Here is a 14,866-nt window from a genome sequence, read left to right as displayed (position 1 = left end):
ATCAGAAATGCAATTCGAGCTTGACACTGCCGTCAAACGAATCTACTGTTACCGTTTCCTGTTCGGATATACGGACTCCCGTACCGGTTACGCTTCGCGGTCTTCTCCCTTCCGGATGGGGAAGGCTCAGGCGCACTGTCTGCGGTTTGCGATTCGTCGCACATTCGATCGTGGCGAATATCACCCCTTTCTCGAGCTGCGATTCCACATGCAGGTTGACAGGTCCGAAGTAAGTGGCGACCCCGTTCAGCTCGATTTCCTTGCCGTGCTCAAGCCATTTTCTCGGAACGCCGGGCAACAGGTTCAGTGTCTGCCCATCTTCTTTATAGAGCATCCAGCGGGTTTGCATCAGGAACCAAGCTTCTTCGTGCGTCTTATGCGGGCTCGCGTGAAAATAATGCTCCCAGAACGTGTACGTTTCCCTGTCGGCCAATCCGGCGAAGCCGTTGTAATACGCCTTCAGGAACGGCTTCACTTCGCCGCGCAGAAGATGCACAAACGGATGAATGCTGTAATAGGGCTGGCTGAGCGCTACATTTCGGATGCACATCAGCTCGTTATGGAACTGGAGCAGGAACTCAGCGGCCGGCTCGTCGGCTCCGAGTACTTCCTGGAACACGAGATATAGCGGGCCGAGCAGCGAATCGCGGGCGACGATCGAGCCGTGCGTCAGCCACTTGGCACTTTCGGCGTACAGAGACAGCGGCCCTCGATGTTCGACCCAAGGCGGCGCGGTAGGCACCCAGCTGCCGTCGGCCAGCGGAACGACCGGCGACAATGCCATCGCCCGGAAGAAGGCGATGCGAATATCCGCTTTAAGCTCCGCCGCCTCTGCGGCAATGCGTTCGGCTGTGGCCGGATCGGTAGCCTCTAGCATCTCAGCCAGTCGACTCATCCCAAGATATGCGTATCCATTCAGCATGAAAGAGTGAAACGGGTCTTCGGGATCGGCCGTTTTCCCTTCCAGCATGCCGTATCCCCGGCCGCGGAGCTCCTCGGTCTTGTTGCGATTACGCCAGGCGACCAGATAATCAAACGCCTTCAGCAGCTTCTCCTTAATCGAGGCCAGCCAGGCTTCGTCCCGTGTATAGCGGTAATGCTCCCCGAAGCTCCAAAGCGCGGCTCCCGTTTCCAGCATGTATCCGCCGAAATTTTGAATGAACCCGTCGTCATGCTGCTTGTCGAGGAAAAATTGCAGCGACCGCGCCGCCACTTCGCTCCATCCCATAGACTCGAAAAACTGCACGATCGGCGAGCTCTCCGAGCCGATTGCCGTATAGACACCGATCATCGGAGCGATCGTTCCGTTCGGTTCCGAGCCGTAGGAGATAAGATCGAGATGCAGCAAGCCAGCGCGGATCATCTCATCCAGCCGCTGTTCCGGCACCTTAATGCGGGCGGCGCGGGCGAGCTTGCCGTTCCAGAAAGCGCGGCATTCCTCGAGCCGCGAATCGAAGCTTTGTCTGATCAGCTGCCCGGCGCGAGCTTGCGTAATCGGTCGATGCGGCAAATAAAATTCATAAACGGCGGTCTCCCCCGGAAGGATCAATATCGCCGTCTCCTCTTGCGTCAGCGGCTGACCGTTCAGCTTGGATACGCAGCAGATACGGTCGTCCGAAAACTTTACGAACCCGTTACGGCCGTCGAACATGTAATGTTTGTCGTTATTTAACACGAAAGCGTTTGGGATCGGATTTTTGAACCAGGCGTATCGCGGAACCTTGGCCGTATTCGTCGCCACCGCGCGGAAATACAGCACTGTCTCCTCTTCCCGGTTCATCTCCCGCTCGAGCCGTTCGTTTCGGCGTTCCGTCTGCGCCTCTGTCAGCATATGGCCGTGGCCAAAGCCGTCCGCCACCAGGTAATCCGTTCCTGAAAGCGCTTGCTCATTCAAGGGACTCGATTCGTAAGAAGCGAACGATACGGTGCTGTACGTAATGTCATCGTCGACAATCGACGCGTGCAGAATCGGCAGCACACCGTTCTCCAGCCGTCGCGATACGCTCGCCACACAGCCGATGCCGCGCCCCAGCAAATACCGATAGCGGACCGGCTTATCCTCAGTCTCCGGCAGCGTCGTCTCGAAGCCATGAAACCGCGGCTGGACCCAGTCCCACAACCGTTCCGGTTCCTCTCCGCCGACGCCGCGGAAGCCAATTCCGAAAATCCGCATGTCCCGCGATAAGCCGAGCCACGTCTCACACGGCAGCTCGCGCGTATGGACGGCAGCCTGCTCGTAGCTCTCCTCCGGCTCGGCGTCGATTTGCTGCAGGTTGCTGAGCTGCCCTTTCGACCGAATGTCCTCTTCGATCTGCCCGTAGGTGCGTCCGTCCTCCGCTTCGGTAACGGCAACCCCATATGCCGGAATATAGATCGGATATTGCTTGTGAACATCGCGCAAGAAGAAGCTGAACGGATTCTCCTCCGTATCGATCGTAACGATAGCCGAATTCGTACTCTCCTCTCCGGATGTTGTCTCGACAACAAATTCGAGCCGGATCGCCTCGCCGTCCGTCGAGAAGCTGCCTTGCGACACGCCGCCGCTCCCCTTGACGATCTTCTCTTCGACGATCGTTCCTCCGGTCACGGATATGCCGCCTTTCACCGGCCCCTTGCTCCATTCCACTGCCATTCGATTTCTTACCACTTGCATTCCCTCCTATTTTTTTCGCCGACCTGACTGCGGTGCTCGGCCAACATCGTTTGATTCGATTGCATCACCCTTTAATGGCGCCAATCATGATTCCTTTTACGAAATATCTTTGCAGAAACGGATACAGAAACATAATGGGCAATGTAGTCACGATCATGGTCGCTACTCGTATGGTGAACGGAGAGACGGCGGCTTGAAAACTGGAGGTCACTCCGTGTTTGGACATCTCCTCCTGCATTTTATTGTAAATGTCCGCCTCGTTAATCAGCTTTCTCATGATGCTCTGCAGCGTTTCCAGGCTGGACGACTTGGTATAGATCATCGTGTCCAGATAATTGTTCCATTGTTCCACCCCCGCGAAGAGGGCGACTGTCGCAATAACCGGAAGCGAAAGCGGCAATATGATTTTATAGAAGATATAGTAGTTGCCCGCCCCGTCCATCTCCGCCGATTCGACAAGCGAATCCGGAATCGCCTGATAGTAAGCCATCAGAAGCAGGGTATAGAAGAAGTTGAAGGCTCCAGGCAAAATATAGATCAGAAAACTGTCGATAAGCCCCAACTTGCCCATGATGATATAGGAGGGGATTAATCCGCCGCTAATATACATCGTGACGGCGAACAATAAGAGGTAAAACTTTCTCCCCGCCAGGAATTGCTTACTAAGCCCATAGGCGACGAGGGCATTTAAAGCGACGCTCAGCGTAGTGCCAAACAATGTCCTAAGCAGCGAATTCTTGGCAGCTGTCAGCAGCAGATCGTTCCCCAAAATAAAGCTGAAATTGTCCAGCACGAATTTCCTTGGCCATAAGTAGATTCCGCCTCTTAAGGCGTCCGTCCCTTCATTGAACGCCAAAACGAGGCAGTAGTAGAACGGGTACACGGTTAAAAGCAAGATAATAAGCATGTAAAAATAGTTAAGGAGATCGAAAACGCTTTTTTTATTCTCTCTCCTGTTATTTGCCGCCAAGCCTACATCACTCCTACATCTTTCGTTTTTTTGCTGACGAAATTGGCGAAGAGCATTAGCCCCAAGGAAATTACCGATACCACAAGTCCCATCGCAGTGGCATAAGAAAAATCACCCGTAATGAGACCTTTCTGGTAAATGTAATATTGAAGAACGTTGGACTTGGGTTCGTTAATCGTGTTCCCCAGCAGAAGAGCCTGATCGAAGCCTACGCCCAGTAGGCCGCCGATAGTCAAAACAAGCATAATCCCTATGGTCGGCATGATGGACGGTACCGTAATGTACCATGCTTTCTGGAATCGATTGGCGCCGTCAAGCTCGGACGCTTCATAGATGCTTCTATCGATGCCAGTTATGGCTGCCAAATAAATAATCGCCGTCCAGCCGGTCCCCTTCCACGCGTTGGAAAGAATGGCGATCCACCAGTAATACTCCGGCCATCCCAAAAACAGGATCGGTTTATCGACCAAACCGAAATTGACCAAAAGTCGATTCACGATGCCGCTGTCCGGTGAAAGCAAAGTGATGAGCAGTACGGATACGATGACCCATGATATAAAATTGGGAAATGAGCTGGCGGTTTGGACGATTCTCTTGAAAGGGCCATTTCTGATTTCGTTCAACAGAATGGCGAACAGGATCGGCAGCGGAAAACAAATCAGAAGATTCAACAGGCCCATGCTTATCGTGTTTCCGATAATTCTTGCAAGATCCGGATCATGAAAAAAACGTGCAAAATTATCTAATCCTACCCATTCGCTTCCGAAAAAACCTTTGCGAAACGTGTATTTCTCAAAAGCGGCAACGATCCCAAACATGGGGAGGTACGCAAAAACCAACGTGAATCCTAGACCGATCCACACCATGCTTTGATACGTCATCTGCTTCTTCAATCGCACGAACGCACTCTGAGTCTTATTTTTTGCATTCATCATCAATTAGCTCCAAATCTTGAGGAAATAAAGGCTTTCCGCATGGGTGATCCGGACGGAAAGCCTCTATGACCTCTTAATCTAAACGGGTTGAACGAGTTGAAGTTATTCCAGGACTACGCCGTTTGCCGCCAGCCTCTCCGCATACTTGCCGGCCTCTGTCGCATAATAGGCTTTTAATTTGTCGATGCCGACTTCCTGCGTTTTGCCCATGAACTCGGCGTACAGACTCTCGAATTGTTCATCCGATTTGGCCGTTATCGTCTGGAAAATGTACTTCTTGACGACATCGCTCAGCTTGATTTCGATATTAGCTTCGTCCGAACCGGGCTTGATAAAGATGGCATTCGTTAGGTATTCGGATTTTAAGCCGACTTTGTACTTTTGGTAGAAGTTCCTGGTTTTTTGGGCAAGCGGATCTTTCTTGGTATTGGCATACACGACCGCATTGTCATACTTGTTTTTAATGATCCATGCGTAATTGTAGTAGTTGTACACGCCATACGTATTCACCATCTTGGTGAAATCCGTGCTGAACAATTTTCCAACCTCGTCTGCAAATACCGGATACTCGCCGCTTTCGTCCTTTTCCATGTTGTAGGTGACGCCTTCCAAGCCATAGAGAGCCAGCTTCTGGCCTTCATCGCTGATCATGAATTTAAGGTATTCCAGAGCTTTGGCCGGATCTTTGGCGTCTTTGGTGATCATCGCGGTTCTTCCGCTCTTGGTGGAGTACCAGATCGGCACTTCATAATTGTCGACGCCATTCGCGATGACAGGTTCGACTGGCGTATAAGACATCTCCGGGTCGATCTTCTGCAGGCTGCCGTTCGCCCCCGAGATGGCGAAGTAATTCCAGATTCCCAGAAGGAATACGTCTCCTGTATTAAGCGGAAGCGACCAATCCTTAAGCGTGAAGGCCTCAGGGTTGATCAAGCCTTTGGCATACAACTGATTCAAATATTTGAGCGACTTCTTGCCGATTTCATCCTCATACCAGTAGCCTACCGTTTTGTTTTTCTCGTCGTAATATTTGCCATCGATGGTACTGTGTCCGCCAAAGCTTTGATAGATCGGCCAAGGATTGCTGTATAGGAAAAGCTCGGGCAGGAAGAGCGGGTACTTCATGTTCGGAAACTTGGCTTTTGCCTGTTCGAGCACCTGCATCAATTCCTCCGGGGTTTTCATGGAAGGGCTTCCAAGACTTTTGTGCAAATCTTCCCGGATGGCCCACTGCCCCGTGGCCGACAATCTTGGGTCTTTAAGCTCGTCGTAGCCAAAAATATTGGATACCAGGTAATATAACTTGCCGTCGTCCTCCTGATTAAATTCCAGTTCGCCTTTCATCAGCATGTCTTTCATCCCCGGGTCGTATTTTTCGATCAAGTCGCTGAGGGCATACACATAATCGCCATCGACCAGGTCTTTATACAGTTGAGTCGTCGGATTCACGTACACCAGAATATCCGGCAGCTTCTCGCCAGAGGCCAGCATAAGCTTCAGCTTCTGGCTGTCGTTGTCTCCGAATACCGGCTCGATCGTCACGCCGGTTCTTTTGGTAATCTCCTGTGACACGGGGTCCTTCCCCCAATTCCAAGGGATCGAACTATTTTCCGCGACATTAAAAAACGTGGTCAAGGTGACCGGCGATTTGGCGGAACCTTCTTGCTGCGTTTGGGTTGCGGCGGGATCGGTGCTCGCCTCGCTTGGGGATTCGCCGCTTTGCCGGCTGCCGCCCGTCTGACAGCCGGTCGCGAGCAGCAGTAAAACGGCAGCACTCAGGATCAAGCAGGATTTGGATGTAGGCCTTAGCTTCATGAAAGTACCTCCTGTTATCGTAATAGCTTGACTATAAATGACCGGCTTCTGCTCTTCAATTTAACTTTTCCCCGAATTGTTTCACATTTCTTAAAGGTTTCGAAATCCGATTGTCCGGTCCGTATACGCTCTTATATAATCAAACCAGGGTGATACAATGATCAAACTACTAATGGCGGAAGACGAAAAGCTGGACCGGGAAATGCTTAGATCAGGCATCCATTGGAACCAGCTCGGCATTGAACTCGTCGGCGTGGCGGATAACGGCAACACTGCATGGGAAATTTTCCGCGACCAACAACCCGACATTGTTCTGACGGATATCAAAATGCCCATTATGGACGGAATCGCACTTTCCAATGAAATTAAGAAAACGTATCCGGAAACCAAATTGATCTTTATGTCGGGCTATCAAGACTTTGAATATGCCAAGGCCGGCATCGATTTCCGAATCGTGGAATATCTCACAAAGCCGATCAACCTGGAGGAGCTGTCGCACTTGCTTGCGAGAACCGTAGAGGGTTGCGTGGCGGAGAAATCGCAAAAGTATGAGAAGGAAAGATTTCGGCATCAATTGGCGGAAAGTCTGCCTTTACTGAAGGAAAGGTTTTACAAGGACTGGGTTCATGGCGTTTATCCGGATGAAGAAATCATACGAGAAAAGGCGCTTTTCCTGGGGATACAGTTATACCTCTATACGTATATCATCGTTGCTGACATGGATAACTATGCGGACGGGACAAGCTCCTTTAATGAATACAGCAAGCAATTGCTCGATTCCAGCATACTGAATTGCATCTCCGAAATTGTGCCCGACCCTGACCGCGCCTTCATCTTCCGCAACAAAGAAGGCCAATATGTCATCCTCCTTCACGACGACGAGGAGCAAAGCTCCACATTTTTTACAGCGCTATCCGAAAAAATAAAAATTAACATCAATATGAATGCCAAAATGAACGTTACCTTGAGCATGGGCGGACTGGCGAACAACGCCGGTCTGATTCCCGATCATTACAAGAAGGCGCTCGAGGCTTTGAACTATAAGTTTTTCTACGGCCAGAACCATGTGATTTATTACGACGCCATCGCCGAGCCGGACTTGGGAACTTTGCCGGACAAAGACTTATATTTTTCAAAAATCTTGAGCGCGGTGAAGGCGGTCGATAAAGACAAAGTCTTGCAGCTTATCGATGAATTGTTTCATAGATTAAGAGAGAACAGAAGATTTTCCGTCGTATACGTAAGAAACGTGTGCATCGAGCTGTTAAGCAAAGCGCTGATCTCATTGAACGATTTCAATAAAAACATAACCGAACATTTCAATGATATTTCCGTCTATGAACGAATTCTGACCTGCGACCATCTGTCCGTTCTGTCGGACTACATCAAACAAGCGTTCGATAACATCTTCAGCGTCATCTCCGATACGTTCCGAACCAAACACGCCCGGATCATCGAAACGATCAAAAAAACGGTCGAGAACCGTTATTCCGAAGAAATATCCGTGGAGGAGATCGCGGCCGAAGTGTATCTGTCGCCCAGCTATGCGACGACTTTATTCAAAAACGAAACTAACGAAACCATCATCCAGTATCTCACCGGCATACGGATCAAAAAAGCGATGGAACTTCTGCAAGACGATACTATCAAGATTTACGAAGTGTCCCAACGGGTCGGCTATTCCAACATCACATATTTTTCGTCTTTATTCAAAAATCATGTCGGAATCACTCCGAAAGAATTTCGGGCAAAAGGATGATGAAAAAACTCGCTGCAGGCTTCCGTGTCGTGACGTTCTTTCTGAATAACATCGCTTTAAAATACAAGCTTTTGATGTTTTTCGTGTGCGTATTGTTTTTCTTTATTTTCACGATCAGCTATTTCACCTATTCGAAATCCAGCGAATTCGTCAAAGCGGAGACATCGGAGAACAATTTGCTGCAATTGGCCGCCACCGCCAAAAATATCGAATACACGCTCAAAAATTATAACCGCGTCCTGAACAGCTTATATATCGACAACCCATTCATTAAGCTTCTTTCGGACGGGCAACACGCATATGACAATCCGATTGATTTCTATAAGGCGAAGATGAATATTTACGACCATATCTATACCATGCTGCTTCCTTACGATTACAATCCGAAATTCAAGATCTACTTGATCAACAGCACCCTCGAACCCGATCAGGATATTTTCTTCAGTCAAGAGCAGCTCACGTCGAATGACTGGTTCGAGGAATATCCGATTGAGATTCGCAACTCGCTGAAGTGGAGCAAGGCCTACAAACAGAACGTTAGGGGTGTCGAAAGTTATTGGATTTCCTCCTACATGCCGATACGAGACAGCAACGACGGCAGCATATTGGCGATTGTAAGGCTTGAGTTCAAAATCGAGAGTCTTTTTGAAATTCTGGAGCGTATGACCGTCAAGGGGAAAAGCAAGTTTATCCTCGCGAATTCGGAAGGGGTTATTTTATATAGCTCCGAGCAAGAATTAGTGACCGGAAACGCCAATGAGTTCGAATATTTGCGGTCCGCATTAAACGGTAATAACGGATATTACCAGACAGACCTCCCTGCGAGCAACAACACCGTTTTCTATCACAAGAATGAAGGAACGGGCTGGACACTGATCAACATCGTTTCCTTCGATGAAATTGTCAGCAAAACCGGATATATCCGCAACTATACAGCCCTGATCGCTGCCTTGTCCCTTGTGTTGGCCTTAATAATTACCATTTTGTACGTGAGAATCGTGACCAAAAGAATTCAAATTCTCAGCGCTGCCATGGTACGCGTCGGCAAAGGGGATTTTGAGATTACGACTGGCATCAGCGGCTCGGATGAAATCGGTCAAATGAACCATGTGTTCCTTCGTATGGTTATGAGAACCAAAAATTTGATCGCACAAGTTCATGAAACGGAAAAAGAGAAGTATTTGCTTGAGCTCAAAGCGCTTCAGGAGCAAATTAAACCTCACCTGTTATATAATACGCTTTCAGCAGTCCATTCTATGGCTCACGGCATTGAAGCACATGAGATCAGCAAAGCTATCTTTCATTTGACGGATTTTTACAAGCTAACTCTGAGCAAAGGGATGGATATTATCCCCATCGCGAATGAGTTGCGCCATACGAATAATTACATCGAAATCATAAAAATTAGGTTTAACGAAAAATACCAATTCGTGCAGCAAATCGATCCGGAAATTTACGACTTCCGCACGCCGAAGTTAATTCTTCAGCCCTTCGTCGAGAACGCCATCTTCCACGGATTCGACTGCGTCCTGGACCGCGAACCGGTTATCGAACTGAAGGCGGAGAAAACAAACGACGTGATTGTATTTTCCATTTCCGATAACGGCAAAGGGATGGACCAGGGCAAAATAGCCGAAATCTACGGCGATCGCAGTGAAGGCTATGCCATAAAAAATATAGATTCTAGACTACAACTCTACTATGGTTTTCCCTATGGAGTCACGATTGTCAGCAAACCTGACAGCGGAACCGTCGTTACGGTCAAAATTCCCTTATTGATCTAATCTTTACCGGTCAACAATCGTCTACAGAAAAACGAACGTCAACCGGCGTCTGGTGGGTATTCGCCATCCGTCCCCTCACAAGTTCGACGTTACAGACTAAAAAAGACGAGCTCACAGATGAACTACACCACCTGACTAGAACTGTCCTCGATCTTCTAACTATTGCGGAGCTTCTTCCCCCATCGATAGACATAGAACTCGAAACGCTTAGACTGGCCGCGGTCATCGAAGGCTTGACGATCCTCGCATTGCTTCGCCCCGAGATATACCTTCTTCGTATGTAGCTCTGCAATAGACCTTCTCGCCGCTATTGTCATTTGCTTGAAGGCTATACCGCCACACTCCGCCTGGCCGCACGTCCATCTCGTAAACGGTTGTCGTCCAGCCCTTTGGCCCCCACCATTTTGTAATATGTTTTGGCTCGGTCCATCCTTCCCAAGCCATTTGGGCAGGCAACGCAACGTTGCGCTCGACAATGAGCTCCCTGCGATCGCGATTTTTACGAATAGTTGTTTTGCTTTTCATCTGCATTCATCCTTTTTAAGTAGTGTTCAAGCGAATCCGGTCTCTTGTTCCAGATGTCGCAATTATTCAGCATGTAACTTGCGACAAAACTGTTGATGCCTGTCATAAGTCCTCCTTCTTCTTGTAGTCCAGCATATACTCCTCGAAATTGTCGAGACGCTCTTCCCATAGAATGCTGAAGGAATCAAACCATTCATCCAGCTCCTGGAACGGCCCAGCCTCGAGGCTGTATATTCGCAGCTGTGCTTTGCTGCGCGAGCGTACCATCCCGGCTTCGCTCAAGATGCGCAAATGACGGGAAACGTGCGGCTGGCTGATGCCTAGCGCTTGGACAATTTCCCCTACCGATTTGGGTCCATTTCTTAGCAACTCAACGATGTTAAATCGATTGGGTTCGGCAAGAGTAAGTAACGTTAACTGCAAGTTTGCTGTTGTCATGATCTAAATATACACCATCGTATATATATTTGTAAATGTATATAAAGTCATTACAAGCCGAATTGCATATTATTGATACAATCTGAGTCTTGAAGTTGCCGGTAGCTGTAAGCAAAGCCATTTTTGGCTACAATCTGATTATTTTATGCCGTATCTAGGAAGCTTGACTGACCCTAGAAATTGAAACAGCGACAGCTAAGGACGAGAAAATAAAGTCCTAAACTGTCACTGTTTGATAGAATTAATGTTTATTTATTTTCGTTTCATGCTGCGAATCAATTTTTTGGTTTCTTGATCCACACGATAAGATTCGGTTATTTTTTGCAGAGCTTTGTTGAATGTAAAATCGCACAGAGAATTGCTTCTTAAATATGCCAAAGTGTGTTCGGGAAACTTCACATAATAGATCGAAATTGCCCATGCAACAGCCATTCTGACATAATATCCATCATGTTTGATATTGTCCAACAGTTGCAAAGCAAGAGCTTTGTACCCTTCTTCAATAAAAAAATCGAGAAGCATGACCACCCCAAAGCGAATTTCATATTCTTCGGATGAAATTAGATAAGGCTGCAAAAAATCCCATACTTTTTTCATATTCGTTTTTGTGAATTTCAGTCCTGTACAAAAGCTATCGCACACCGACCAATTATCAATTTTAGGTACAAATTCTGCTACATATTGCAGAATTTCATCTATATCTGTTTTTACATAACCAATTACCATGCCCTGAAGCATGATTTCTTCAAAATACTCATTCTCAGCTCGTTTTAAGTAAGCTCGCCAATCTTCGCGGGCAATTTTTTTGGCCAGCTTGCGTAGCTCAGGTAGCCGAACGCCCATAACATTATTAATATTCGGAATTAGAGCTGCAGAAAACTTTTGATACTTCTCATCCGCCAGCTCTAGTAATTGTTCTTTGATTGTATTTCCCATCATTCTACTCCTTGTGGCGATTGATCCTAAAGGGGAATACCTGCGACGATATAGTTCGAATTGCTCTTTTGTCATAGTTTCAATAAGATGAGAACTCGAGTTCCCCCATAACGTCGCTTGTTCAATGAACTATTTCATCAGTTTTTTCCCACATACCTCTTAATTCTAGGAATAAGTTTCTATTTCGCATCGTGAAAAATAATCCCCAAACTGTACCTTGTACCTGTAGTTACAGTGCTTACACCGTGTCTAAGTGTCGTTCTATAATAACCACGCGTTCCTATTACGGGACGATGGTTTGTTGGAAAAATTAGACCTTCCCCTTGATTCAATGTTATGACATGTCCACGGCTCTGCGCCCGCGGTCGCTGCTCTACCAGTAAGAATTCACCACCCGTGAAATCCTCTTCTCTTTGATTGAGAGCGAATACGACCTGAAAGGGGAAGAATACTTTCCCATACAAATCCTGATGCAAGCAATTATACCCCCCTGCTTCATATTTCAGAATCAGAGGGGTTGGACGGTTCTGTCCCTCTTGATGACATTGATCGAGGAATTGTTCCAGTGTTGCCGGATAAGAAGCATTGTGACCTAATTGTTCCAGCCAGCGATTCGCTGTTTTAGCAAGCTCCGGATATAATCCTTCACGCAACTGCTGCAACAAAGATGGAAGGGGAGCATGGTAATATTTATACTCCCCAATTCCAAAGCGATACCGAGCCATGTCGATAGTCGTTCGAAAGAGACCTTCTTCCTCATAAGTGCTGATGATCTCTTGACATTCGGTTTTGTTTAGTAGATTAGGGAGTTTAGCATAACCATGTTCGTCCAGCATTTGCTGGATGAAGTTCCAATCCAATTTATCTACGCTTAACGAAAGGCTCTCAGGCATAATGTAAGTCTCCACTTATAAGGGCATTATTATGTTCAAGTTTCAACAGTTTCGTTTTCATTTCCATGCCTCCACGATAACCGGTTAAAGCCCCGTTTTTACCGATTACACGATGACATGGAACTGTAATCAATATAGGATTCGCACCAATAGCAGAGCCCACAGCACGAACAGCTCTCGGTTTTTGGATCTGATTGGCAATTTCCGAATATGACTTCGTTTGTCCGTAAGGGATTTCACTGAGCGCTTTCCACACGTCGAGTTGAAATGTCGTTCCGTGAAAATCGAACGGGATTGTGAAGTTTTTGCGCATATTTTGAGAACCCACGTAACAAAGGCCATTAGACGTTGCTGCAACAATAATTTTCCAATCCTCATGTGATAAATGTGTCCAATATATGGTTGAATAAATGTTGTTTCTCATGATCAAAAACCTCCATTTTGATATCGACTCGTACTTGTTGAATGTACTCGACCGGAGTCAAATCTTTGACTTTTTTATATGTTCTTTGCAGATCGGGACTGCCATGAGAGATAATTGCGGTTCACCTCCACGAACAGTATAACCCCAAAAAAAAGCTCTTGTACGCATTCTCGAATATAACAGCATGATAACGAAATTCGTTAAATGCCATTTTGTGTTACAACTAATTTGAGGGAAAGAATAGCATGCAAAAAAAATTGATCCAAGAGCTTATATAAAACCGTTGATTTTTTGTAAAAATGGCAGGTTTGAAATGAGGATTTCATATGAGCATAGACGACATTGAGGAGAACATTAATCATTTTACCTACACACTATTAGACGCTGATCGTCGACCTTATCAAAGCAAAACCAAAGGAACTATGGGAGGCTATCGCAGAAATAAAATTTATGGTCGCTTAGATTGTCCCTCTGCACTCCGGGCAATAGCTAAAGGAGGATATGTAAAATATCGCGTATTTTTTGAAAATGAAGAACTAGCTATAGCCGCAGGATACAGACCTTGTGCAGTCTGTTTGCCGAAACGCTATGCTAGCTGGAAAGCGGCACAAACAAAGGAGAGTTGACGTATATGGGTACATTCCAACGTTTTTCCATGCACAACAATGTGAGTAAACCTTCCAAAGGCTTTGTAAAATTGTTTGGTACGTTTGGGAACCCAACCGACTCCTCACTTCATGCCAGCTTCCAGCAATAATTGATAAGTCGCTTCCCTTCAATAAATAAGCCATCCGCGCCTCTTCGGTTCGGATGGCTTACTGTTCTTTTAGTCAATCATGCTTAATGCTTGCAGTGTTCGAATAAACACCGTCGCGGCCTGCGCTCGTGTCGTTTCACCCTTTGGACTAAACGTATCCGCTTTAGTTCCGGTCATAATGTGAAGTTTACTTTATTAGTATAAATAGCTGAAACATCAGTAATGCTATCAGATCATGCTTTGCAATACACTGTTCATCCCAGGGAATAGACGGGAAAAGACATTAAAATATATCATGATTAAAGATAATATAATAACTATTAGTAGAATGGCCAATAGTTTCTTTTTGCTTTTTGGGATTGTAAGTAACAAAACAACTATCATTATAAGATATATTCCCATAAGCCATGGTATTAAATAGTAATGACTGTGAAAGGGTAAGTAAGCGTTCCGTAATTCAAACCCTTCTGACAGCAACACTGTAATTGGAAGAGCCGAAACAATATTAGAAAATAATCCGATTCCACGCGCATACCACATAATATAAGCACAAACAGGAGATACCGCCGCGCATATACTCCAAAAAACAATTTCTCTTTCCGGGAAAAAATGTAGTACAAGCGTTGTGTAAACATAATAAACGGTAAGCATCGACCCAAAAAAGGCGAATACTTTTGCAGCCGCTAATTTGGGCGAATAGCTGAAAACCGATAAAAGTGTTGCAACAAATACCCATATACCAAGACGATCACCTATATTAGTGAATATTGGGTTGAAATAAGAAGGATTATCCACAATCTTTGCTAATAAACCTAGAATAACGCCGATTATAATTGCATTTACTATTGAAAAGATTTTTTGTTTTGTAGTCGATTTGTTCGCAACTCTAATCCCTATCAACTTATTATACATTTCCATTGTACCTTTCTATTTTCCAAATAGCCTGAATACCAAGCATAACACTTAAGCCAATTGGT

General features: G+C 46.4%; 15 protein-coding genes. 4 read left to right on the top strand and 11 right to left on the bottom strand.

Features of this window, described 5'->3' with window-relative positions; genetic code table 11:
• Position 1: 1 nt before the first annotated feature.
• The 4 genes from DFP98_RS21110 to DFP98_RS21095 all read right to left on the bottom strand — a co-directional run bounded on the left by DFP98_RS21110 (position 2) and on the right by DFP98_RS21095 (position 6,373).
• On the bottom strand, positions 2-2,647 hold the full coding sequence (locus DFP98_RS21110; protein WP_116062588.1) for a glucosidase family protein: 2,646 nt from the start codon (positions 2,645-2,647) through the stop codon (positions 2-4).
• Positions 2,648-2,717: 70 nt separating this feature from the next.
• Positions 2,718-3,623, bottom strand: coding sequence for a carbohydrate ABC transporter permease (locus DFP98_RS21105; RefSeq protein WP_116062587.1), 906 nt, complete (start codon positions 3,621-3,623; stop codon positions 2,718-2,720).
• A gap of 2 nt (positions 3,624-3,625) precedes the next feature.
• Positions 3,626-4,558, bottom strand: a complete 933-nt coding sequence (locus DFP98_RS21100; protein ID WP_116062586.1) for an ABC transporter permease — start codon at positions 4,556-4,558, stop codon at positions 3,626-3,628.
• Between the two features lie 102 nt (positions 4,559-4,660).
• Positions 4,661-6,373 carry an extracellular solute-binding protein gene (locus tag DFP98_RS21095; RefSeq protein WP_116062585.1) on the bottom strand — a complete coding sequence of 571 codons (1,713 nt, stop codon included), beginning with the start codon at positions 6,371-6,373 and terminating at the stop codon, positions 4,661-4,663.
• Between the two features lie 157 nt (positions 6,374-6,530).
• Here DFP98_RS21095 and DFP98_RS21090 point away from each other — a divergent pair, with 157 nt between their 5' ends.
• From DFP98_RS21090 to DFP98_RS21080, 3 genes are read left to right on the top strand one after another with little or no spacing between them, the layout of a single operon-like run.
• The gene (locus DFP98_RS21090; protein ID WP_116062584.1) at positions 6,531-8,132 is read left to right on the top strand and encodes a response regulator transcription factor; all 1,602 of its coding nucleotides are present in this window, start codon (positions 6,531-6,533) and stop codon (positions 8,130-8,132) included.
• The gene (locus DFP98_RS21085; RefSeq protein WP_116062583.1) at positions 8,129-9,916 is read left to right on the top strand and encodes a sensor histidine kinase; all 1,788 of its coding nucleotides are present in this window, start codon (positions 8,129-8,131) and stop codon (positions 9,914-9,916) included. The genes DFP98_RS21090 and DFP98_RS21085 overlap by 4 nt, the downstream gene beginning before the upstream one ends.
• Entirely contained in the window at positions 9,907-10,200 is a 294-nt protein-coding gene (locus tag DFP98_RS21080; RefSeq protein WP_116062619.1) for a TetR family transcriptional regulator C-terminal domain-containing protein, read from the top strand. Before DFP98_RS21085 ends, DFP98_RS21080 begins: the two co-directional genes overlap by 10 nt.
• Here DFP98_RS21080 and DFP98_RS21075 read toward each other — a convergent pair.
• The 5 genes from DFP98_RS21075 to DFP98_RS21055 form a co-directional block, all read right to left on the bottom strand.
• On the bottom strand, positions 10,139-10,441 hold the full coding sequence (locus DFP98_RS21075) for an SRPBCC domain-containing protein (RefSeq protein ID WP_181917833.1): 303 nt from the start codon (positions 10,439-10,441) through the stop codon (positions 10,139-10,141). The genes DFP98_RS21080 and DFP98_RS21075 overlap by 62 nt on opposite strands.
• Before the next feature lie 102 nt (positions 10,442-10,543).
• Positions 10,544-10,879, bottom strand: coding sequence for an ArsR/SmtB family transcription factor (locus tag DFP98_RS21070; RefSeq protein ID WP_116062581.1), 336 nt, complete (start codon positions 10,877-10,879; stop codon positions 10,544-10,546).
• Between the two features lie 252 nt (positions 10,880-11,131).
• Positions 11,132-11,815: a DNA alkylation repair protein gene (locus tag DFP98_RS21065; protein WP_116062580.1), complete on the bottom strand. Its 684-nt coding sequence runs from the start codon at positions 11,813-11,815 to the stop codon at positions 11,132-11,134.
• A gap of 179 nt (positions 11,816-11,994) precedes the next feature.
• Positions 11,995-12,708, bottom strand: a complete 714-nt coding sequence (locus DFP98_RS21060; protein WP_116062579.1) for a 2OG-Fe(II) oxygenase — start codon at positions 12,706-12,708, stop codon at positions 11,995-11,997.
• Complete coding sequence (locus tag DFP98_RS21055; RefSeq protein WP_116062578.1) at positions 12,701-13,132, bottom strand: methylated-DNA--[protein]-cysteine S-methyltransferase; 432 nt, start codon at positions 13,130-13,132, stop codon at positions 12,701-12,703. The genes DFP98_RS21060 and DFP98_RS21055 overlap by 8 nt, the downstream gene beginning before the upstream one ends.
• Positions 13,133-13,458: 326 nt before the next feature.
• On the opposite strand from DFP98_RS21055, the gene DFP98_RS21045 reads away from it, so the two are divergent.
• The gene (locus DFP98_RS21045) at positions 13,459-13,758 is read left to right on the top strand and encodes an Ada metal-binding domain-containing protein (protein ID WP_116062577.1); all 300 of its coding nucleotides are present in this window, start codon (positions 13,459-13,461) and stop codon (positions 13,756-13,758) included.
• Between the two features lie 200 nt (positions 13,759-13,958).
• On the opposite strand, the gene DFP98_RS40290 is transcribed toward DFP98_RS21045, so the two are convergent.
• Together DFP98_RS40290 and DFP98_RS21035 are read right to left on the bottom strand one after the other, a co-directional pair.
• Positions 13,959-14,066 (bottom strand): hypothetical protein, encoded by a 108-nt coding sequence (locus DFP98_RS40290; RefSeq protein WP_116062576.1) that lies wholly within the window; start codon positions 14,064-14,066, stop codon positions 13,959-13,961.
• A 51-nt stretch (positions 14,067-14,117) separates the two neighbouring features.
• Positions 14,118-14,801, bottom strand: coding sequence for a DUF6518 family protein (locus DFP98_RS21035; RefSeq protein ID WP_147310250.1), 684 nt, complete (start codon positions 14,799-14,801; stop codon positions 14,118-14,120).
• Between the last annotated feature and the right edge of the window lie 65 nt (positions 14,802-14,866).

The sequence above is a fragment of the Cohnella phaseoli genome (assembly GCF_003386235.1).
GTDB lineage: Bacteria > Bacillota > Bacilli > Paenibacillales > Paenibacillaceae > Cohnella > Cohnella phaseoli.
The sequence above is the reverse complement of the archived record's forward strand: the minus strand, read 5'-3'. Positions and strand labels throughout refer to the sequence as shown.

Coding starts and splice junctions, on each gene's coding strand:
- DFP98_RS21100 (WP_116062586.1), bottom strand. CDS start 4,558: ATGATGAATGCAAAAAATAAGACTCAGAGTGCGTTCGTGCGATTGAAG.
- DFP98_RS21090 (WP_116062584.1), top strand. CDS start 6,531: ATGATCAAACTACTAATGGCGGAAGACGAAAAGCTGGACCGGGAAATG.
- DFP98_RS21035 (WP_147310250.1), bottom strand. CDS start 14,801: ATGTATAATAAGTTGATAGGGATTAGAGTTGCGAACAAATCGACTACA.
- DFP98_RS21095 (WP_116062585.1), bottom strand. CDS start 6,373: ATGAAGCTAAGGCCTACATCCAAATCCTGCTTGATCCTGAGTGCTGCC.
- DFP98_RS21055 (WP_116062578.1), bottom strand. CDS start 13,132: ATGAGAAACAACATTTATTCAACCATATATTGGACACATTTATCACAT.
- DFP98_RS21085 (WP_116062583.1), top strand. CDS start 8,129: ATGATGAAAAAACTCGCTGCAGGCTTCCGTGTCGTGACGTTCTTTCTG.
- DFP98_RS21075 (WP_181917833.1), bottom strand. CDS start 10,441: ATGAAAAGCAAAACAACTATTCGTAAAAATCGCGATCGCAGGGAGCTC.
- DFP98_RS21045 (WP_116062577.1), top strand. CDS start 13,459: ATGAGCATAGACGACATTGAGGAGAACATTAATCATTTTACCTACACA.
- DFP98_RS21060 (WP_116062579.1), bottom strand. CDS start 12,708: ATGCCTGAGAGCCTTTCGTTAAGCGTAGATAAATTGGATTGGAACTTC.
- DFP98_RS40290 (WP_116062576.1), bottom strand. CDS start 14,066: ATGACCGGAACTAAAGCGGATACGTTTAGTCCAAAGGGTGAAACGACA.
- DFP98_RS21065 (WP_116062580.1), bottom strand. CDS start 11,815: ATGGGAAATACAATCAAAGAACAATTACTAGAGCTGGCGGATGAGAAG.
- DFP98_RS21070 (WP_116062581.1), bottom strand. CDS start 10,879: ATGACAACAGCAAACTTGCAGTTAACGTTACTTACTCTTGCCGAACCC.